The sequence below is a fragment of the Arthrobacter sp. Helios genome, from assembly GCF_023167125.1.
Taxonomy (GTDB): domain Bacteria; phylum Actinomycetota; class Actinomycetes; order Actinomycetales; family Micrococcaceae; genus Arthrobacter_B; species Arthrobacter_B luteolus.
Map to the genome: position 1 here is coordinate 2,110,809 of NZ_CP095402.1, position 19,207 is coordinate 2,130,015.

At 67.8% G+C, this 19,207-nt stretch carries 17 protein-coding genes; 7 read left to right on the forward strand and 10 right to left on the reverse strand.

Features of this window, described 5'->3' with window-relative positions; all coding sequences use genetic code 11:
• Positions 1-78 precede the first annotated feature (78 nt).
• The 6 genes from ArtHe_RS09460 to mtrA form a co-directional block, all read right to left on the reverse strand.
• The gene (locus ArtHe_RS09460) at positions 79-1,290 is read right to left on the reverse strand and encodes a crosslink repair DNA glycosylase YcaQ family protein (RefSeq protein WP_248316585.1); all 1,212 of its coding nucleotides are present in this window, start codon (positions 1,288-1,290) and stop codon (positions 79-81) included.
• Positions 1,291-1,319: 29 nt separating this feature from the next.
• Positions 1,320-2,045 (reverse strand): ribosome-associated translation inhibitor RaiA, encoded by a 726-nt coding sequence (gene raiA / locus ArtHe_RS09465; protein ID WP_066296940.1) that lies wholly within the window; start codon positions 2,043-2,045, stop codon positions 1,320-1,322.
• A gap of 203 nt (positions 2,046-2,248) precedes the next feature.
• Positions 2,249-3,058: a phosphoribosyltransferase family protein gene (locus ArtHe_RS09470; protein ID WP_248316586.1), complete on the reverse strand. Its 810-nt coding sequence runs from the start codon at positions 3,056-3,058 to the stop codon at positions 2,249-2,251.
• Between the two features lie 131 nt (positions 3,059-3,189).
• Positions 3,190-4,914 (reverse strand): LpqB family beta-propeller domain-containing protein, encoded by a 1,725-nt coding sequence (locus tag ArtHe_RS09475; RefSeq protein ID WP_248316587.1) that lies wholly within the window; start codon positions 4,912-4,914, stop codon positions 3,190-3,192.
• Positions 4,907-6,628, reverse strand: coding sequence for an MtrAB system histidine kinase MtrB (mtrB, locus tag ArtHe_RS09480; RefSeq protein WP_248316588.1), 1,722 nt, complete (start codon positions 6,626-6,628; stop codon positions 4,907-4,909). The genes ArtHe_RS09475 and mtrB overlap by 8 nt, the downstream gene beginning before the upstream one ends.
• Before the next feature lie 19 nt (positions 6,629-6,647).
• Entirely contained in the window at positions 6,648-7,325 is a 678-nt protein-coding gene (mtrA, locus tag ArtHe_RS09485) for an MtrAB system response regulator MtrA (protein WP_066295632.1), read from the reverse strand.
• Positions 7,326-7,659: 334 nt separating this feature from the next.
• Between mtrA and ArtHe_RS09490 the strand changes: the two genes are divergently transcribed.
• Genes ArtHe_RS09490 through ArtHe_RS09515 form a run of 6 tightly spaced genes read left to right on the forward strand, consistent with a single transcriptional unit; the run spans position 7,660 to position 13,968 of the window.
• Positions 7,660-9,012: a glycerophosphoryl diester phosphodiesterase membrane domain-containing protein gene (locus tag ArtHe_RS09490; protein ID WP_248316589.1), complete on the forward strand. Its 1,353-nt coding sequence runs from the start codon at positions 7,660-7,662 to the stop codon at positions 9,010-9,012.
• A gap of 6 nt (positions 9,013-9,018) precedes the next feature.
• Positions 9,019-9,702 carry a DUF4129 domain-containing protein gene (locus tag ArtHe_RS09495; protein ID WP_248316590.1) on the forward strand — a complete coding sequence of 228 codons (684 nt, stop codon included), beginning with the start codon at positions 9,019-9,021 and terminating at the stop codon, positions 9,700-9,702.
• Complete coding sequence (locus ArtHe_RS09500) at positions 9,699-10,955, forward strand: DUF4350 domain-containing protein (RefSeq protein ID WP_066295636.1); 1,257 nt, start codon at positions 9,699-9,701, stop codon at positions 10,953-10,955. Before ArtHe_RS09495 ends, ArtHe_RS09500 begins: the two co-directional genes overlap by 4 nt.
• Positions 10,952-11,965: a MoxR family ATPase gene (locus tag ArtHe_RS09505; protein ID WP_066295638.1), complete on the forward strand. Its 1,014-nt coding sequence runs from the start codon at positions 10,952-10,954 to the stop codon at positions 11,963-11,965. Before ArtHe_RS09500 ends, ArtHe_RS09505 begins: the two co-directional genes overlap by 4 nt.
• A gap of 12 nt (positions 11,966-11,977) precedes the next feature.
• Positions 11,978-13,270 carry a DUF58 domain-containing protein gene (locus tag ArtHe_RS09510; RefSeq protein ID WP_248316591.1) on the forward strand — a complete coding sequence of 431 codons (1,293 nt, stop codon included), beginning with the start codon at positions 11,978-11,980 and terminating at the stop codon, positions 13,268-13,270.
• A gap of 17 nt (positions 13,271-13,287) precedes the next feature.
• The gene (locus tag ArtHe_RS09515; protein ID WP_066295640.1) at positions 13,288-13,968 is read left to right on the forward strand and encodes a DUF4166 domain-containing protein; all 681 of its coding nucleotides are present in this window, start codon (positions 13,288-13,290) and stop codon (positions 13,966-13,968) included.
• Between the two features lie 19 nt (positions 13,969-13,987).
• Here ArtHe_RS09515 and ArtHe_RS09520 read toward each other — a convergent pair whose 3' ends face one another.
• The 4 genes from ArtHe_RS09520 to ArtHe_RS09535 all read right to left on the reverse strand — a co-directional run bounded on the left by ArtHe_RS09520 (position 13,988) and on the right by ArtHe_RS09535 (position 17,865).
• Positions 13,988-15,073 (reverse strand): hypothetical protein, encoded by a 1,086-nt coding sequence (locus tag ArtHe_RS09520; protein WP_248316592.1) that lies wholly within the window; start codon positions 15,071-15,073, stop codon positions 13,988-13,990.
• A complete protein-coding gene (locus tag ArtHe_RS09525) occupies positions 15,057-15,434 on the reverse strand; it encodes a chorismate mutase (RefSeq protein ID WP_066295642.1) in 378 nt (125 codons plus the stop codon). Before ArtHe_RS09525 ends, ArtHe_RS09520 begins: the two co-directional genes overlap by 17 nt.
• Before the next feature lie 71 nt (positions 15,435-15,505).
• Positions 15,506-16,642, reverse strand: a complete 1,137-nt coding sequence (gene mnmA / locus ArtHe_RS09530; protein WP_282568675.1) for a tRNA 2-thiouridine(34) synthase MnmA — start codon at positions 16,640-16,642, stop codon at positions 15,506-15,508.
• Positions 16,639-17,865, reverse strand: a complete 1,227-nt coding sequence (locus ArtHe_RS09535; protein WP_066295646.1) for a cysteine desulfurase family protein — start codon at positions 17,863-17,865, stop codon at positions 16,639-16,641. The genes mnmA and ArtHe_RS09535 overlap by 4 nt, the downstream gene beginning before the upstream one ends.
• A gap of 365 nt (positions 17,866-18,230) precedes the next feature.
• On the opposite strand from ArtHe_RS09535, the gene ArtHe_RS09540 reads away from it, so the two are divergent.
• On the forward strand, positions 18,231-19,190 hold the full coding sequence (locus tag ArtHe_RS09540; protein WP_248316594.1) for a J domain-containing protein: 960 nt from the start codon (positions 18,231-18,233) through the stop codon (positions 19,188-19,190).
• Positions 19,191-19,207: the final 17 nt, after the last annotated feature.

Below are 19,207 nucleotides of genomic sequence, written 5' to 3' on the forward strand. Positions count from 1 at the left end.
AATCTAGTGTTGCCGTTTTCTGGCGTCCTCAGTCTACGTGAGAGACGTCCGGCAGGTCGCCTCGGTTCCCGGCACGGGTTAATCACGGTTAACTGCCAGTTTCAGGGCGGGCGCAAGGTTGCCCACAGGTCTTACCATAACCTCTGAAAGGCCCAGCCACTGTGCCATCAGCTGTAATTCCGCGGCAAGCTCAACGTCAGTGTTGCCCGGTGCGTCCGGCTCGAGGTGCGCGGACTGGACCAGGAGCATTCCCCCGGCGCGGTCGGCTTTCAGGTCCACACGCGCCGCGATCTGCTCGCCGAGCAGGAACGGCAGCACGTAGTAGCCGAAGCGGCGTTTGTGTGCAGGCGTATAGATTTCGATCCGGTACTCGATTCCGAAAATCTCCTGCAGCCGCCGCCGATCGAACACGAGGGAGTCGAACGGACTCAGCAGGGCCCTCCCCCGGGCCCTGCGCGGTGTGTGCGCCTCCGGGTGCAGGAACACCGGACCTTTCCACCCGTCGACTGCCGTTTCTTCCAGCCGGCCTCGCGCGGCAAGGATCCGGGCCGCCGCGAGCGTGTCCCGCACCGGCAGCCGGAAGTAATCGGCGAGCGCACTGGCCGTCGCAGCGCCGAGGGACCGGGCCGCGGTCTCGGTCAGCCGGAGCAGGGCTTCGTCTCGGTCCGGGCGCTCCATGGCTCCTGCTCCGAACGGGTGCACCGAGTCTGTGGGCGCATAGAGCCGCTCAAACTGGGCGCTCCGGCCGGCTGCGGTGATGATGCCCTGTTCAAAGAGATCTTCCAGCACTCGCTTCACCGCGCTCCAGTTCCAGCCCCAGGATTTAGCCGCCGCAGTGTCTGCCTCGTGGCCCAGCAGCGCCTCAATCTGCCGGGCACTCAGCGGGTGTTTCTGCTCAAGCAGGTCCAGGACAGCTTCCGACACTGCGGCGCGCAGTTCCTGGGGCATGTCCCGGGCGCTCATCCAGGTCCGGCGCTGCCATACCCTCAGGTCAGCGAACAGCTCCGGGCGGATGTAGCTGGCTTCGTGTGCCCAGTACTCGACCATCTGCCGCGGATGCCGCGACGACATCCGCTCCAGCAGCGTGCGGTCGTAGGGCCCCAGCCGGGAGAAATGCGGCAGGTAATGGCTGCGCGCCAGGACGTTCACGGAGTCGATCTGCAGCAGTGCCAGGGCATTAAAAACGCGGCCCACCTGCCCTGCGGTAGGGCTGGCGGGCCGCGTCGTGGCAAGCTGCTGCGCACTCAGTACGGTGCGGCGGGCCTGGGCCGGAGTCAGGGCGGGAGACATGCCCCTATCCTAGGCAGGCCCGCCAAGGCTCAGGCGGTCGCCCGCACCTCCCCGGGGACGGGAGCCCCGTCCCGGTACCCGCGCAGTTCTTCGCGGATCTCCTCAGTGCCCTCAGCGCACTTGGAATCCAGGGTGATCACGCCGTACGTCCACCCCTTACGGCGGTACACCACAGAAGGGGCGCCCGTGGCGGAATCCACGAACAGGTAGAAGTCGTGGCCAACCAGCTCCATGTTGTCGACGGCGTCGTCAAGGCTCATGGGGGCCCCGGGGAAAACCTTGCGGCGGATCAGGACCGGACAATCACCGGCCTGCTTCTCCTGGTCGGCTTCGTTGCCGTCCACCGGTTCGTTTTCCTTGACGGCGAACTGATCGGAAAGAGGTTCTGTGCTGCTGACGGGATCGAGACCGGCTGTGGCTACCCGGACCGGAACCGGGGTGTGCCGGCCGTGGTGGACCTTGCGGCGGTCGCTGGCACGGCGAAGGCGCTGCAAGAGCTTGGCGTAGGCAAGGTCAAAAGCCGCAAACTTATCCGCGGACGAGGCTTCGGCGCGGACAACCGGTCCACGGCCGACGACCGTCAATTCCACGGTGAGGGAGCTGTCGGCTTCGCGGATGTTCTGATGCTTGGTGACCCGGGCGTCAACCCTCTGCACCTTATCTCCGAGGTTCTCGACTTTGCCGATCTTGTCGGCGGCGTATTGACGGAACCGATCGGATACTGCAACATTGCGTCCGCTGATCATGAATTCCATGGTGCCCTCCAATATTCTTCGGTGACACAACAACGGCCGCTGCCAGTTTCCTCCGCGGCCGCTGCCGCAGGATTGCTCCTTTGCTTGAAGCAGTCCATATCCAACACGTTAGATCACCCCGGAGGTTAATTCATCTTCCGGTCTTGCGCGCTGCGCGGAAGAGCCGCTGCCACCGGTCAGCAGCCGCCGGCTGGACCGGGCTGTTACCGCCGCGAGGGGGCCCGCGCTGCGGCAATAACAACGGCTCCGCAGACCTCTGCCCCCGCTGCCCGCAGCGCCCGCACCGCTTCGGCGATCGTCGCTCCGGTGGTGAGGACATCGTCGGCGACCAGCACCCGGACCCCGTACAGGCTTCCCGGTTCGCCGGCGTTCATAGTGCCATGGACGTTTTTCCGCCGGGCCCTGGCGCCCAGTGCTTTCTGCCCGCCGGCGCGGCGGGCAGCCCACCGTGCGGGCAGCGGCAGCCGCCGGCGCCCCAGCAGGTACCCAATCCGCACACCACGGGGCAGCAGGCCCCGGGTTTGCGCCGCCCCGAGAAGCAACCGCAGCGGGTCGTAGCCACGCCGGCGCCAAGCTCCGGCACTGCCGGGCACCGGGACAAGGACAAGCGGGCCGGACCCCGTGTCCGGACTGGTGTGCAGAGCCCGCGCGAAGGCAGCTGCCAGGTCCACCTTGAGGCCGGTGCAGCCGTGGTTCTTGAAGGCGAGCAGCACCCGGGCCAGACCAGACCGGTAGTAGCCGGCGGCGGTGACCCGCAGCGGGCGGAAATCCGCACCCGGATCAGCTGCCGCGGATTGCGGCGGGAGGAGGTCAGCTTCGGCTGAAGCGTCGAAGGGCCGCAGCGTGCTCTGCCGCAGGTCGCCGGCGCAGGGAGGGCACAGCGGCTCGTCGGGGAGGCTGCACACCACACAGGACGAAGGGAGGAGCACGGCGCGCAATTCCCGTCCGGCACGCAGCAGCGCCTCGGCTGCCGGGTGGGTGAGCCAGCGTTCCAGTCTGTCCAGGACGGTCATGCCCCAGTGTGAAGGCCGCCGGCCGAGGCTCCTGTGGAGGACACTTCCACAGGGAGTCCGGGGCAGTTTTTCCGCCCTTCGCCGCCCTGTGTGGAGGAGCAGTGCGACGGTGTGGGAGGCCTTGCCGGCTCCTATCCTGGGAAGGCCGGATCCCGCAGGCCGTCGATTTCCTTGATCCAGCCGTTGCCGAGTTTTTTGTAGACCGCGTCGGGAGTCTGGACGAACAGGTCCTCCGGTCCGTCGCCCCCGCTGAGACCGAAGCCCCCCTCCCAGGGGGCCAGGGCGCGGTTCTCAGTGGTCAGGTCCAGAATGACCGGCGTGAGCGCCTCATCCTGGCCTTTTTGGAGGGCCGCGATTTCGGTTTCGCTGACCCAGACCGCTGTCGTCACGGGTTCAGCGGTCCAGAGCTCGAGCGGAGTGGTCAGTGTCTGCGGTGTCCCGTCCGAAGAACGCACGACGCCGGAGATCAGGACACGGCTGGCGCCGCCCTGCTCCACCACGAGGAGCGCCCGCGCACCGTCCCGGGAAATCCGCAGCTCGCGCACGTTCATGTCTGCCAGCCACGAGGGCGTCAGGCTGGCGGGATTGGAGGCGCGCAGATCGGGGCCGACAGCCAGCAGCTTCGTTCCGGGACCTCCGCCCCCGCCAGCCGATGCCGACCAGATCCATCCTTCCGGGTCGATGCTGGGACCGCTAAGGCTGCTGCCAGCAGCCACCGGCGCCACGTCCTTGTCCGGACCCGTCACCAGCAAAGTGCTGCGGTCTCCGGAGAGGAAGGCGATGGTCGCCAGATCGACGGAGACCGCGGGCTCCCGCGGATCAAATTCCGTGACGTCGGGAAGGTTCTCGATCGGCAGGGCCTGGCGGTCACGGAAGAAGGTCAGCCCGTCGCCGCTTACTGCCACCTGTGTGTTGCCCACGGACGGATCGTCCTGGACCGGGATCAGCTTGCTGCTTTCCGGCCCCAGATCAACCGGCCGCTGGTTCACCGTCATTTCGACGGAGTTCACGTTGTTGAGCTGACGCAGGTTCTGTTCCAGCTGGAGGGCCATCTGCTGCCTGGACAGGTCGCTGGAGTCTTCCAGGACCTCGGCGGAGAAATCGACCGAGGCAACCCCGGATACGACCGGCACCGCGTCCCGGGCCAGCGAAGTTTCCGCAGGGAAGGCGCTTGTCACGGCGCCCTGCAGGTAAGGTGCCGGGCCGGCCAGCATCGCGTTCACTACGGAAGCTGCCATGCCGGAGCGCTGGACGAACCAGCGGGTGTCAGGGACCCAGTACCGGTAGGTGCTGGAGTAGAAGTAGAGGTTGTGGGCCTGGAACACCGTCGGGAACGTAACGTCGGAGATCATCACGCCGTTCGGGATGCCGCTGATCCGCCACTCCCCCTCTCCGTTCTGGGCCAGCCGCACCTGGATGGTCTCCGTGGTGCCCGGAGCCGACTCGGTCCGGACCCCCTTGGCATTGACGGACGCCACGACTTCTAGCTGGATCTGGAATGCGTTGGGTTCCGGAAGCGGGACGACGTTCGGATCTGCTCCGTAGATCACCACGCGTTCGCTGGGCACCCACGAGGCAGCCAGCTCGGCCGTAAGGAACTCACGCGCTGCGCTGTAGTCCTCCGCCGCGCCTACACCGGCTGTAATGAAGCCGTCAATGATTTCCTGCGGGCCGGCATCCTCTGCGGGACCCGGCGGACTGTAGCTGAGCTGGTTGGAGAGGGCATTTCCACCGGCGCTGGCCGTGGCTGTGCCCACCGGGCCCACGGTGGGAATGGAGGAGCATCCGGCCAGGAACATCAGGGCCGCAAGCAGGAACGCCAGCGTGATGCCGGGCGCTGCCGGTTTCCTAGCCATGAGTGTCCTCCTGAGCGGCGCGGGGTGGAGCGGACAGAGCACGGGGGGCTGCCGGCAGCGGGATGTCCTGCGGCGAGAGCGGTACGGGCGAAGCCACGATGGTACCGCCGTGCCTGCGCGGCAGGGTGAGCCTGAAACAGGCGCCCTCGCCGGGGCTGCCCCAGGCCTCCAGCCAGCCGCCGTGCAGGCGGGTGTCTTCGGCTGCGATGGCGAGCCCCAGTCCGCTGCCGCCGGTGGTCCGGGCGCGGGCCGGGTCGGCCCGCCAGAAGCGGTCGAACACGCGGGCAGCGGCGTCGTCGGTCATTCCGATGCCGTAGTCCCGCACAGCCACCCCGACGGCGTCGGCGTTCGTGGCGACGGCGATTTCCACCGGCCTGCCCTCGCCGTGTTCGAGCGCATTGACCACGAGGTTCCGCACGATTCTTTCGATCCGCCGGGGATCTGCGTCCACCACCACCCGGTCTTCGCGGCAGACAACCCGGACCTCGGAGCCGTTGTTCAGGGCCAGCGGCTCCGTAGCTTCCACTACATCCCGCACGATGCCCAGAATGTCCGCTGCCTCGAGGTCCGGCTCTGCGGCGCCGGCATCGAACCGGCTGATTTCCAGCAGGTCGGCGAGCAGCGCCTGGAAGCGTTCGACCTGGTGGTAGAGCAGTTCCGTGGAGCGTTTGCTGATCGGGTCGAAGCCCTCGCGGGCATCGTAAAGCACCTCGGCTGCCATCCGGACCGTGGTCAGCGGGGTGCGGAGTTCGTGGGAGACGTCGGAGACGAAACCCTGCTGCATCCGGGAGAGCTGGGCTAGCTGGGTGATCTGGTCCTGCAGGGTGGCGGCCATGTGGTTGAACGACGCAGCCAGGCGGGCCACCTCGTCCTCGCCCTTGACCTCCATCCGTTCCTGCAGCTCACCGGCGGCCAGCTTCTCGGAGACGGAGGCGGCGGCGCTGACGGCCCCCAGGCCGGCCTTGGTCACCACCCACGCGATGGTGCCGATGATCACCAGCAGCAGCCCGCCGGCGATCCACAGGATGCCATGGATGTCATTCAGGGTCTGCTGCATGGTGGAGAGGTCATAGATCAGGTACAGCGCATACTCGGAGCGGTCCGGGGGCAGGGTGACCTTGGTGCCGAAGGCGAGGCCCGGCTCGCCGTGGGCCAGCGCCAGGGCTGACCAGTAGACAACGTCTTCCCCTTCCGGGTCCAGCCCCGCGACGGACTCCGCGAGCGGTGCCGGAATGCCGCTGGCGGTGATGCCGTCGCCCAGCGGTGACACGTAAAGGTTCTCCTGCCCGGGCAGCGGCGTGAGCAGGTACCGCCGCGGGGTTTCCGCGCCGCGGCCTTCGAGCAGGGACAGGGTGTTGGAGACCAGCCGCTCGGTGCCTTCCCGGTCCGTGGCCGCCGTCGTGCGGAAATTCTCCTTGACGCTGCTGAGGCCGGATGTTGCTTCAGCCCGGAACTGGGTCAGGCGTTCCTCGTAGAGGGCACCGGCGATCTGGTGGGAAAGGAACGCGCCGATTCCCCCGCAGGCAACGATGACCAGGAGCAGGGTCGCCAGCACTGTCTTGAACTGCAGGGACCGCCGCCAGCGGACCGCAATCCGTGCGGCGGTTGCCCGGTTGACGGCTTCGGCCGCCCGCCGGAGGGCCGAAACGGCACGGGCCAGGCGCTCCCTGCCAGCCGTTCCGCGTGCAGCCGTACTGCGCGGCTCCGCTGCCACTCCGGCGGCGGAGCCGGGGCTAGTTTTGGCCGGCTTTGTAACCGACACCGCGGACCGTCAGGACGATTTCGGGGGCTTCCGGATCGCGCTCGATCTTGGAACGCAGCCGCTGTACGTGCACATTGACCAGCCTGGTATCGGCGGCATGCCGGTAGCCCCAGACCTGTTCCAGCAGCATCTCGCGGGTGAAAACCTGCCACGGTTTGCGGGCCAGGGCAACAAGGAGGTCGAACTCCAGCGGGGTCAGCGCAATGCGCTCACTGCCGCGGGCGACTGAGTGCCCGGCAACGTCGATACTGATCTCACCGATGGACAGGGTTTCCGGAGACTTCGAATCCACGGGGCGCAGGCGCGCCCGGACCCGGGCAACCAGCTCTGCCGGTTTGAAGGGCTTGGGAACGTAGTCGTCTGCACCGGATTCCAGACCGCGGACGACGTCGGCAGTATCGGATTTGGCGGTCAGCATCACGATGGGCAGGTCCGATTCGGCGCGGATCTGCCGGCATACTTCGATGCCGTCCATCCCGGGCAGCATCAGGTCCAGCAGCACCAGATCGGGTTTTGAACTCCGGAAAATCTCCAGGGCCTGGGCGCCATCAGCGCAGAAGACGGGGTCGAATCCGTCGTTCCGGAGCACAATGCCGATCATTTCGGCCAGCGCTTCGTCATCGTCTACGACCAGTATCCGTGCCTTCATGCTTCCCAGTTCCCCACTACTTCCCGCCCCGGATGGGCATTGGACGCCCCCGGCTGCCGCGCAACGTTCCCTGGCGCCAGGCTTGCTGATTCCGCCGGCCCGGCCGTGCCGTTCCCGGGATGTACCCGGGACGAGCGGCCGGCTGCGCATAAAAATACGCGTGCTGCCGCGTCCTTGCTGGAAGGAGCCGCAGTACGCCGGAATAGCCCATGGTATCCCTATCACCCCACGGGGCGTATTTTCGCCACGGCCCGCCGGGTCCCCGTCAGCGCCTGCAGAAACTATAGTCGGACTAGGAGAAACGAAATGATGTACCGAAAAGCGGGGGCTGCGGATGAGTCAGGATAATCACAACGAACCGGATCCCGGTGCCGCGGCCGACGCCGGAGAACCGCACGGCGGGTCCGGTCCGGGAACCGGCCAGCCGTCCGTTCCGCAGCCGCCCTGGGGTACGCAGCCTCAGCAGCCTCAGTGGGGTCAGGAGCCTCAGTGGGGACAGCAGCCTCAATGGGGACAGCAGCCGCAGTGGGGTCAGCAGCCGGGCTGGGGACAGGCGCCCTATGCTCCGCCGCCGGGCCAGGTGCCCCCGTCCCCCTATGGACAGTCCCCCTATGGCGCAGGTCCCGGCGGGCAGTACACTGCCCCGCCCAAGCCCGGTGTTATTCCCCTCCGTCCCCTCGGCCTCGGCGAAATCATGGACGGAGCTTTCCAGGCCTGCCGCCGCAATCCCGCGGCGACCTTCGGCACGGCGATCGTGATTCAGGCCGTGATAGCCGTTCTGACCGTGATCTTCGGGCAGACCCTGCTGGCTCCTCTCACCGGCTTAGACGTCGACTCCGAGCTGACCGATGCGGAGGCACTTTCCCTGGGCGCGTCTGCCCTCACCGGCGGAACCGGGCTGCTCGTCCTGTCAGTCGTCGGAATTTTCACCATGCAGGGCCTGCTGGTTATTCCAATGGCACGGGCTGTGCTCAACCTTAAAACCGGTTTTGGGCAGACCTGGCGGCTGGCCAAGGGTTCCCTGCTCCGGCTGGCCGGATTGTCGCTGCTGCTCCTGGCTGCTTCCGCGGCCGGGATTGTGGCCTTCGTTTTCAGTGTTGTGTTCGTCATTGGGTTCCTGGGCCGGTTCGGCGCGGCGATGACCATCTTTGGGGTGCTGGGCCTCACCGCCGTTTTCGTGTGGCTGGGGGTGAAGCTCGCGCTCGCCCCGGCAGCCCTGGTCCTCGAACCCCGCGGGGTCTTCGCGGCCATCGGCCGCTCCTGGGCACTGACCCGGCGGAACTGGTGGAGGACCTGCGGCATTCTGCTGCTGACCAGCATCATCGTTTCAATCATCACGTCAGTGATCAGCACACCCATCACCATGCTCATTACCCTGTTCGCTTCCTTCGGAAACGCTGAAGCCGCTGCCGGGGATTTCTCCGTGATGATGCCCGCCATCATCCTGACGACCGCGGTGTCTTCCTTCTTTGGTGCCATCGGTTATGCGTTCCAGGCCACCGTCACTTCCCTGCTCTACCTCGACCTGCGGATGCGCCGGGAGGGCTTTGACGTCGCCCTGATGAAGGACCAGGAGCTTGTCGGCACCGATTCACCGGACACCGTTCCGGGACGCGCCGCTGAACCCGGCCCCGCCGCCGGACCGCAGGGGCAGTGGCCAGCCGGTCCTGCCGGCGGTTCCGTCTAGGCGCCCATGATCGTCCACATCTCCGCCGGCTTGCCGGTGCGGTTTGAGATACCGGTGGCTCCCGGTGCTGACGAGGCCCGCAGCTGGCTCGAAACCGAGCTGTCCCAAGGCGAGTACCAGGAGGCCCGGCCCGGACTGGCTGAACAGCTGCTCGGAACCGTCCTGGAATGGCTCGGTGATGTTCTCTCCGGCATCCAGGGCGTAGGTCCAACCGCCGGGGTCCTCCTGCTGGGTCTTGGTGCCCTGCTGGTCCTTGCACTGGCGGTCCTGGTGATCAGGCCCCGCCTCAACGCGAGGCGGCGGCGGCCCGGCCTGTTTGAGGAGTCCACTCCCGAGCAGGACGCTGCAGTCCACCGCCGGCTTGCAGAGAAAGCCGCTGCAGACGGGGATTGGGACACCGCCCTCGCGGAACGCCTGCGCGCTGTTCTCCGCACTGCGGAGGAACGGGTCATCCTGGACCGGCGTCCCGGCCGGACCGCCTACGAGGCCGGCTCTGCGCTCAGCTCCGTCTTTCCGGCCACTGCAGATGAAATTCTGTGGCTGAGCCGCCGCTTCGACGAAGTACGTTACGGAAACGGGCGTGCCGGCGCCGAAGACGCCAGACGGGCACAGGAACTCGATTCCCTTCTTCTGCAGAGCCAACCGGCGTCCGGCGCCGGCCAGGCGCCGTACCTGGCGGTGCCGAAGTGAGCCCCGGGAAGGTGGGCGCCGGACTGCCTGCGCCCACAGCCGGAGGGCCGCCGGTCCGCGAAACACTGCAGACCCCGGATCAGGTATCGGCGCCGGCTGCAGCAGGGCCGGGCAGGCTGCGCCGGAAGCTGCGGGCCTGGCGGCTCTGGATCATCCTCGCGCTGGTCCTTGCAGCCACCGTTGTGCTGGGGCTGGTGAGGGGTTCCGGTGATGACCGGGCCGCACTCTCCGCCGGGAATCCAGCACCGATGGGCGCGCAGGCCCTCGCCAGGGTCCTGCAGGACCAGGGAGTCGACGTCGTTGTGGCCGATGACCATGCCGCAGCCATGGCCGGACTTCAGGCCGGTGACGCGACGCTCCTGCTGTTCGATCCCAACGAATACCTGGACCGCGGCCAGCTCGCCGAGCTGGGGACCGCAGCAGCGAAAACGGTTCTGGTGGAACCGACATTCGCGCAGCTGGCGCAGCTCGCTCCGGACATCGCCCAGGCCGGCCTGATTCCCCAGGACGTCCTGGACAGCAATGCCGCACTTCCGGCCGGCTGCGCGGACCCTGCTGCCCAGGCCGCCGGAAGTGTTACCCCGGGCGGCCTGGCCTACCGCGGTCCGGTTACCTGTTTCCCCGTCACCGGTGACGGTCCGCCCGCCGGACTCTACGCCGGCTCCCTGGACGGTACGGAGACGGTACTGGGCTACACCGGCCTGCTGGCCAATGAGACCATCACCGGCAGCGGAAACGCTGCCCTGGCCCTGCACACACTGGGCAGCACCGGGACCCTGGTCTGGTACCTCCCAACAGCCGGCGACATCCCGGCCGGGGCAGCCCCCGCCGATCCGCTCTCGCTGCTCCCGGGCTGGGTGAACCCGCTGCTGGCCTGGATACTCGTGGTCGCGGCCCTCGCCGCCTTATGGCGTGGCCGCAGGCTGGGACCGCTGGCGCTGGAACCGATGCCCGTTGTTGTACGGGCCTCGGAAACGGCGGATGGCCGGGCCCGGCTCTACCAGGACAGCCGGGCGCTGGACCAGGCCGCGGCCAACCTGCGGGCAGCAACCCTCACCCGGCTGGCCGCGCGGCTGCGGCTTGGTCCCGGAAGCAGCACCGGGGCCGTGGTGGAAGCCGCAGCGCGGGCCACCGGACGTCCCGCCGCCGACCTGGATAACCTGCTCAACCGCTCCATACCCGCAACCGACAGCGCCCTGGTGATCTGGTCACAGGAACTGCTCGCCTTAGAGGAAGAGATAACCGAATCATGACCCAGCAGTACAGCGCCGCATCCGGCGCGGTTCACGTCGGCAGCGGTGTGTCGGAGCACGATGAGAATGCCCGCCGTGCCCTGCACAGTGTCCGGCAGGAGGTTGCCAAGGCTGTGGTCGGCCAGGACGCGGCGGTGACGGGCCTGATCATCGCCCTGCTGGCCCGGGGGCATGTGCTGCTGGAGGGCGTTCCCGGGGTGGCGAAGACGCTGCTGGTCCGGACGCTGGCGGCTGCGCTGTCCCTGGACACCAAACGGGTGCAGTTCACTCCCGACCTGATGCCCGGCGACGTCACCGGTTCACTGATCTATGACGGGCGCTCATCGGAGTTCAGCTTCCGCGAGGGCCCCGTCTTCACCAACATCCTGCTGGCCGACGAAATCAACCGCACTCCCCCGAAGACCCAGGCCTCGCTGCTCGAAGCCATGGAGGAGCACCAGGTCTCCGTCGACGGCGTGTCCCGCCCGCTTCCGGACCCGTTCATTGTCGCTGCCACGCAGAACCCGGTGGAATACGAGGGCACTTATCCGCTGCCGGAAGCCCAGCTGGACCGGTTCCTGCTCAAAATGACGCTGGACCTGCCCGGCCGCGAAGAGGAAATCGAAGTCATCCGGCGGCACGGAAGCGGCTTCGATCCCAGGAACCTGGCCGCCGCCGGCGTTCGTCCCGTGGCCGGTGAAGCGGACCTGCGCCAAGCGCGGAGCGCGGTGTCCCGGGTCGAGGTGTCCCCGGAAGTTCTCGGCTACATCGTCGATCTGGTCCGGGCTACCCGGTCCGCACCGTCGTTCCAGCTTGGTGTGTCACCGCGCGGTGCCACCGCACTGCTGAACACTGCCCGGGCGTGGGCCTGGCTGTCCGGCCGCACTTTCACCACTCCCGACGACGTCAAGGCGCTCACGCTTCCTGCTCTGCGCCACCGTGTGGCCCTGCGTCCGGAAGCACAGATGGACGGGGTCAGCGTGGACGATGTCCTGGGAAGCATCCTCGCCACCGTCCCGGTCCCCCGGTAGGCGGCGCCCCAGATGGCTGTCTCAGGCCGCCTCGTTCTCCTTGCCGCGGTGGGTGCCGCCGCGGTGGTCCTCTTCCCCGGGACGGGAACCATCCTGCTCTGGCTGGGGCTGCTCACTGCTGCGGCAGCCCTGGACCTGGCGCTTGCTGCTTCCCCCCTGCGGGCGCGCCTGGAACGGCAGCTGCCGGAGAGCGCCCGGTTTGGTGAGGAGATCCCCGCTCCGCTCGTGGTCCGCAACGGCTCGGGCAGAACCATGCACGCATTGATCCGCGATGCCTGGCAGCCGTCGGCCGGGCAGGGAAACCCTGTCCGGCGTCTCACCGTCCCGCCGGGTGAGGCCAGGCTCGCCGCAGGAACGCTCAGGCCCGAACGCCGCGGGGAACTGCGCACGGCGCACGTCACCCTCCGGTCCTTTGGCCCCCTGGGCATCGCTGCCCGGCAGCGGACCATCCCGTACCCGGGATCGCTTCGTGTCCTGCCACCCTTCCGTTCCAAGCGCCATCTGCCCGCGAAACTCCGCCGGCTGCGCGAGCTGGATGGAAACGCTTCAGTTCAGCTGCGCGGCGCCGGAACGGAATTCGACTCCCTGCGCGACTATGTCCGGGGCGACGACGTCCGTTCCATCGACTGGAGGGCCACGGCGAGGCGGCAGGAGACGGTGGTGCGCACCTGGCGTCCCGAACGGGACCGAAGGGTCATTCTTTGCCTGGACACAGCACGGACCTCCGCCGCCCGCATCCTGGACGAGCCGAGGCTCGACACCGGCATCGAAGCGGCCCTGCTGCTGGGCATGCTGGCGCACGGCGGCGGAGACCGCGTCGATTTTCTCGCGTTTGACCGCCGGGTGCGTGCCCGGGTGGCTTCAGCGGCAAAGGGCAACCTCCTTCCGCGCCTGGCCAGCGCCATGGCTCCCCTGGAAGCGGAGCTGATCGAAGCGGATTTTTCCCTCCTGCCCGGCGTCGTCCAGTCCGTTTCCTCCCGCCGTTCCCTGGTGGTGCTGATTACCTCGCTGGACGCCGGTGCCGTGGAGGAAGGATTGCTGCCCGTCCTGCCCGCACTGCTGGCCAAACACGTCGTCGTCATTGCCTCGGTGCGGGACCCTGCATTGGATGAGCTGCGCTCCGCCCGCGGGAGCGCCGCTGATGTCTTCCGGGCTGCGGCAGCCGAGCGGGCGCTGCTGGACCGGGCCGCGGTCACGGCGCAGCTCAAGTCGATGGGGGCCGAGGTGGTGGACGAGACGCCGTATGAACTGCCGCCGAAACTTGCTGACATGTATATCCGGCTCAAGGCTTCCGGACGGCTCTAGCAGCGTAGGGTGGAGCCATGACTGACGGGTCCCTCTACCAGCGGGTTCTGGGCGCCGATTTCGGCCGACTGCAGCCTGAGCTGCAGGACTATTTTTCGCTCTCCCCGGAGCAGGGGCGTTACGGCCTCGGCACGGGTTCCTTCGACCTCGCGGGATGCCCGCGTCCGGCGCTCCGGCCGGTACTGGCCGGCCTTCCCGTCCGGAACGCGTTTTTCCCCGACTACGGCCGCGGTGTCCCCTTCACGATCCGCAATTTCGCGCATCTTGACCCATTCGGCCGATCATCGCTGACCGCGGTGCGGACCTTCCGGTTCGACCGCGGCGAACGCGTCTTCGAGGACACTACCTCCCTGACCTCCCCGGCGGGGCTCACCGACTATGTCGGCCGCCGCCGGAACCTCGCCACTGACCTGGAACTTTCTGTCTCCGGGGACGGCCGGCTGCACATGCACTCCCCGCACACCCGTCTGTTCCTGGGCCGCCTGCGCGTACCGGTACCTGTCCTGGCGGGTGCCGACGCCCATGCCGAACAGTGGTGGGACGAGGAGACCGGACGGTTCCGGATCCGCACGCTGGTCCGCCAGCGGCAGCTCGGCACGGTGTTCGTCTATGACGGAAGCTTCACCTACGAGTACCGGGATTTCGACGGCGGACTGCCACCGGATGCCACGCCGGAGAAGTGGGAGCGGCGGCTCTAGCCCGGCCGCGGCTGTGCTGTTAGCTCTCCGCCGCCAGCTGGTCCAGCGCTGAGGCCGTCTGCGTCAGCCGGGCCAGCACCCGCCGCGCCGTGGCAGGCGACAGGTCAGCCAGGCCGCCGGCGGGAGTAAGGTGCAGCGCCGGCAGATCCCGCAGCGGCAGCCCAATCCGGGCCCAGGGTCGGGTAACGTCCTCCACCAGCGCCGTCACCTGGCGGGGTTCTTCCCCCGCTGCCGGCAGCGGCAGCGCCCCAAGCCACACCTGTTTCCCGGCCTCGACGGCTTCCGCGATGCCTTCCCAGTCCCGGTCGCCCAGACCGCCCAGCGGCAGGGCGACGCCGTCGGCACCGGATCCCAGGGCCAGGTCAAGCCCGGATTTCGGCTGCCCATGCCCTGCGGAGGGAAGGCGGAGGACGACGCCGGAGGCACCGGCCGCGGCCAGGGCTTCACGGAGCATGGCCCATAGAAGAGAGGCTTCCTGCGCCGGGACGGAACGCAGTGTCCGGTAGCCGCTGGCTGTGGGTATCCGCCCGCCCAGGACTTTGTCCAGGTGCGGTTCGTCCAGCTGGACCACGATGGATGCGCCGCGGGCAATTTCCTTGACCCGGCCCACGTAGGCCGCCGCCCCGGCAGCCAGTGATTCGGCAATCTCCCGGCGGGCGCCGGCGTCGGCCAGGGCCCGCTCCCCGTTGTGGAGGTGCAGGCCGGCAGCCAGCGAGAGCGGACCCTGCAGCGGGATTGCCAGGCGGCGCCCGGGGTCCTCTTCGCCACCAATGACGTCAGCCAGGGCATTGATGTCGCGGGACAGCAGGGAGACTGCCCGGCGGTGGTCAATGCCGGGCCGGTCCACCAGCCGCCAGCCGTGGGGCTGCAGATCAACGGGAAGTTCGACGAGCATCGCCGCTGTGCGTCCCACAGGGTCGGCACCGATTCCCCGCTGCGGGAGCTCCATCAGGAATGGCAGATGCGGATCCCCGAGTTCCCCGCGGATGATCTTCGCAGCCTCCACGGGATCGCTTCCCGGCCAGCCGCCGGGCCCGGTGGCGGTGACTCCCGACGGACCGGCGTCCGTGCCGGCGGCTGATTCCGGTTCAGGCTCCCGCTGCATTGCTTCCGCCGTTGCGGGTCTCGGAAATAGCCTGGTGGTGCCGGATGACTTCGCTGATGATGAAGTTCAGGAACTTCTCCGCGAAGGCCGGATCAAGGTGCGCGTCCTCGGCCAGCCGCCGAAGCCGGGCGATCTGGGCTACTTCCCGGCCAGGATCGGCAGGAGGCAGATGATGCTCTGCTTTCAGGTGCCCCACCCGCTGGGTTGCCTTGAAACGCTCCGCCAGCAGATAGACCAGGGTGGCATCGATATTGTCGATACTGCTGCGCATGGCCAGCAGTTCGGCCATCACCTCATCGGCTACCTTCCCGGAAAGGGAGCTGGCCTCGGGGTCAAATTCGTCGGCGGACTTTTCACTCATGCCTCCAGTTTAGGGTCCCGGAGGCACCGCAGGTTTCCAGGTTACGCTTAGCGCCCGCAGCTGCTGGAGGGCTAGGAGACCGCGGTGGGGTCCCATTCCAGCGACCGGGCGGAGTCGATCGTCGCCTGTCCCAGCACGCGCGTGCCCTGGTAGATCACCACTGTCTGGCCTGGGGCGACACCGCGCATCGGCTCATTGAGGCGCACCACAAGTTCGCTGCGCCCGCCCTCGCCGGCTTCCATCCACGCTGTCGCAGGAACGGGGTCACCATGCGCCCGGACCTGCGCAGTGCAGTCGAAAACCTCGCCGGTTTCCACTTCGCGGATGGGCAGGCCCGCCCAGGAGACCTTGATGCCGCGCATCTGGTCGATGTTCAGGAGCTTCTCCGGACCAACAATCACCTTGTTTTCCTTGGGCCGGATCTCCAGCACGAAGCGGGGCTTGCCGTCGGCTGCCGGGCGGCCGAGCTTCAGGCCCTTGCGCTGCCCCACCGTAAACGCGTTTGCCCCGGGATGCGTACCGATCGTCTCCCCCGACGGGTCCACGATCTCGCCCTCGCTCATCTCGATGCGTTCCTCGAGCCAGCCCCGGGTGTCGCCGTCGGGAATGAAGCAGATATCGTGGCTGTCCGGCTTGTTCGCCACGGAGAGGCCACGCCGCTCAGCCTCGGCCCGGACTTCGGCCTTGGACGGGGTATCGGCCAGCGGGAACATGGCGTGCTTGAGCTGCTCGTGGGTCAGGACACCCAGCACGTACGACTGGTCCTTCGCCCAGTCAGCTGCGCGGTGCAGCTCCGGATTGCCGTCGGCGTCGGTAATGACCTTGGCGTAGTGCCCGGTGCAGACCGCGTCGAAGCCCAGTGCCAGCGCCTTTTCCAGCAGCGCGGCGAACTTGATCCGTTCGTTGCAGCGCATGCACGGGTTCGGGGTGCGCCCGGCGGCGTATTCCGCCACGAAGTCATCCACCACGTCTTCCTTGAAACGCTCCGAGAAGTCCCAGACGTAGTAGGGAATGCCCAGAATGTCGCACGCGCGCCACGCATCGCGGGAATCCTCGATGGTGCAGCAGCCACGGCTGCCGGTGCGCAGTGTCCCGGGCATGCGGGACAGCGCCAGGTGGACCCCGACGACGTCGTGCCCGGCTTCAACTGCCCGTGCTGCGGCCACGGCGGAGTCGACTCCGCCGCTCATTGCTGCCAAAACCTTCATGAAGTAAAACCTGTCCCTGCTGTTCGTATGCTGCTTTCGCTGCCCGCCATGCCGGCCTTTTTGGCCCGTTCATAGGCTTCGGGCAGGGCGTCTATTAATGCGTCAACGTCGTCGGCCGTGGATGTATGCCCCAGGCTGAACCGCTGGGCACCGCGTGCTTCCGCCTCAGTGAGTCCCATGGCCAGCAGGACGTGCGAGGGCCGCGGAACTCCGGCCGTGCAGGCCGAGCCGGTGGAGGACTCCACCCCCGCCAGATCCAGCAGGAAAAGCAGGGAGTCACCCTCGCAGCCGGGGAAGGTGAAGTGCGCATTGCCGGGGAGGCGGCGGGTGCCGTCCTCGTCGTCGCGCGGCCCGCGCAGGACGGCGTCCGGGACCACCCGTTCGACGGCGGCAATCAGGTGATTGCGCAGCGTGCGCAGGCGGGCGCTTTCCTCCGGCAGATTCTCGGTCACTTCCCGGGCAGCGGCGGCAAACGCCGCGATACCGGGTTTATCCAGCGTTCCGGAGCGGATGTCCCGTTCCTGTCCGCCGCCGTGAAGTACCGGAGTGAGCTGAACGGCCCGGCCGACCACCAGGGCACCCACGCCCACCGGCCCGCCGATCTTGTGGCCGCTGACGGCCATGGTGTCCAGACCGGATTCCCGGAAGTTCACCGGCACCGCGCCGAAAGCCTGCACGGCATCGGAGTGGACCGGAACACCGTAGGAGTGGGCCAGGGCAGTCAGCGCCGGAATGTCCTGCAGTGTGCCAACCTCGTTATTGGCCCACATCACTGTCAGCAGCGCGGTGGTATCCGCGTGCTGTTCCAGCTCGTTCCGGACTGCGTCCAGGGACACCAGGCCGTCGCCGTCGACCGGCAGCCACACAGCGGTGGCGCCCTCGTGCTTCTCGAGCCATTCCACGGTGTCCAGCACGGCGGGGTGTTCCACGGGTGAGCAAAGGATGCGGGCCCGCTTGGGATCCGCTCCGCGGCGGCTCCAGTACAGTCCCTTGACTGCCAGGTTGTCCGCTTCGGTGCCGCCGGAGGTGAAAATCACTTCGGAGGGGTGGCAGCCCAGGGCCGCGGCGAGGGATTCCCTGGAATCCTCCACCACCATCCGGGCACGCCGGCCGGAGCCGTGCAGCGAGGAGGGGTTGCCGCTGCGGCTTAGTTCACTGGTGAGTGCGGCGAGGGCCGAAGCCGAAATCGGCGTGGTCGCCGCGTGGTCAAGGTACACGGGCACCTACCAATTCTAACGGCTGGGCTGCCGCGCGTCCGCCTCCGGTCCGCAGCCCCTTGGCCAGGGGGCCTGGCCAGCCCCCTGGCCAGCCCTCTGAGCAGGGACGTGCCTAAAAACGTGTCCCGGTCCGGGACGGGGCAGGGACAGGACCAAGGCGGGGCCGGGGCGGCTGGGGCCGCTGCCGGCCGGGCCGGGAAATTTCCCTGCCGTCCAGGCGAACCTGAGGTGCCTGCCCTGAGGCTAGAATTATTTTCCACGGCCAGCGGACCCCACCGGCCGCGGCAGCGTTCCCTTCGCCGTCAAGAGTTTCCATGGGGCGCGCCGCTTCGGCATACCAGTGCCCGGCAGGGTTACCGAAAGGAACAGCAGTGACTCCCCCAGCCCAAACGCTGTATCAGGTATTGGGAGTTGCTCCGTCGGCCACTGCCGAGCAGATCAAGACCGCCTACCGCCGTGCCGCCCGGGACACCCATCCCGACCACGGCGGCAGCAGCGAGCGCTTCCATCTGGTGTCCGAGGCCTACCAGGTGCTTTCCAATCCCGCACAGCGGGCCGCCTACGACCTGCGGCTGGTCCGGGCCGGGAGCACCGGACGTCCCGCTGGAAGTTCCCCTGTGCGGCCTGCGCCGACCCACAGCACCTCGCCGGCCGGCCGGCCGGCCGCTAATCCGGACTTTGGCAGGCCGCCGGTCTTTGAACCCGATTTCAGCCCGCAGCATCCACCCGTCATTCCGCTGTCCCTGCTGGGCCGCCAGGTGACCGGACAACCGGAAAGGCCGGGACTGTTCAAGCGCCTGGGTTCCTCTGCCGGCTCACGGTTCGACGCCGAAAACCGCACTATCGGGCTGCTCTCAAATTCGCTGCTGCCCGATTATCCGGCCGGCCGGCTCGTCAACAACCTGCGGATACCGGACTCCGGGCCGCGCGGCGGAACCCTCGAAGTGGGCCATGTGCTCCTGGGCGGTTACCGGATGGCGGTGGTGGATTCCCTGATGTCCTCCCCCGGCGGATACTACTGGGACGGGACGGTGCTGCGGCACCGCGGTCACGCTGTCGGCTCCCTGCGGCTCGCGGATGCTGTGCGCACCCTGCAGGACCGGTTCCCTGAGTTCAATGTCTGCGGCTGGCTGGTCCTGCACAGCCCGAACAACAATCCTTTCGAGCCCGTCATCGATTCGCCGCCGGACCTTCCCGGGTCCGCACCGGTTGACGTTGTAAACCCGGGTACCCTCGCCAGGGACCTGCGACGGTTCTTCAGTACCGGGCCGGCCCCGAACACGGTCCTGCTCCCCGTGCTCGGTGCCCTCATCGATGCGTCTGCGCAGTAGCCGGCCGGGCATAGGAT

Coding starts and splice junctions, on each gene's coding strand:
- ArtHe_RS09470 (WP_248316586.1), bottom strand. CDS start 3,058: ATGACCGTCCTGGACAGACTGGAACGCTGGCTCACCCACCCGGCAGCC.
- ArtHe_RS09495 (WP_248316590.1), top strand. CDS start 9,019: ATGATCGTCCACATCTCCGCCGGCTTGCCGGTGCGGTTTGAGATACCG.
- ArtHe_RS09505 (WP_066295638.1), top strand. CDS start 10,952: ATGACCCAGCAGTACAGCGCCGCATCCGGCGCGGTTCACGTCGGCAGC.
- ArtHe_RS09510 (WP_248316591.1), top strand. CDS start 11,978: ATGGCTGTCTCAGGCCGCCTCGTTCTCCTTGCCGCGGTGGGTGCCGCC.
- mnmA (WP_282568675.1), bottom strand. CDS start 16,642: ATGAAGGTTTTGGCAGCAATGAGCGGCGGAGTCGACTCCGCCGTGGCC.
- ArtHe_RS09490 (WP_248316589.1), top strand. CDS start 7,660: ATGAGTCAGGATAATCACAACGAACCGGATCCCGGTGCCGCGGCCGAC.
- mtrA (WP_066295632.1), bottom strand. CDS start 7,325: ATGAAGGCACGGATACTGGTCGTAGACGATGACGAAGCGCTGGCCGAA.
- ArtHe_RS09475 (WP_248316587.1), bottom strand. CDS start 4,914: ATGGCTAGGAAACCGGCAGCGCCCGGCATCACGCTGGCGTTCCTGCTT.
- ArtHe_RS09460 (WP_248316585.1), bottom strand. CDS start 1,290: ATGTCTCCCGCCCTGACTCCGGCCCAGGCCCGCCGCACCGTACTGAGT.
- ArtHe_RS09520 (WP_248316592.1), bottom strand. CDS start 15,073: ATGCAGCGGGAGCCTGAACCGGAATCAGCCGCCGGCACGGACGCCGGT.
- ArtHe_RS09515 (WP_066295640.1), top strand. CDS start 13,288: ATGACTGACGGGTCCCTCTACCAGCGGGTTCTGGGCGCCGATTTCGGC.
- raiA (WP_066296940.1), bottom strand. CDS start 2,045: ATGGAATTCATGATCAGCGGACGCAATGTTGCAGTATCCGATCGGTTC.
- ArtHe_RS09525 (WP_066295642.1), bottom strand. CDS start 15,434: ATGAGTGAAAAGTCCGCCGACGAATTTGACCCCGAGGCCAGCTCCCTT.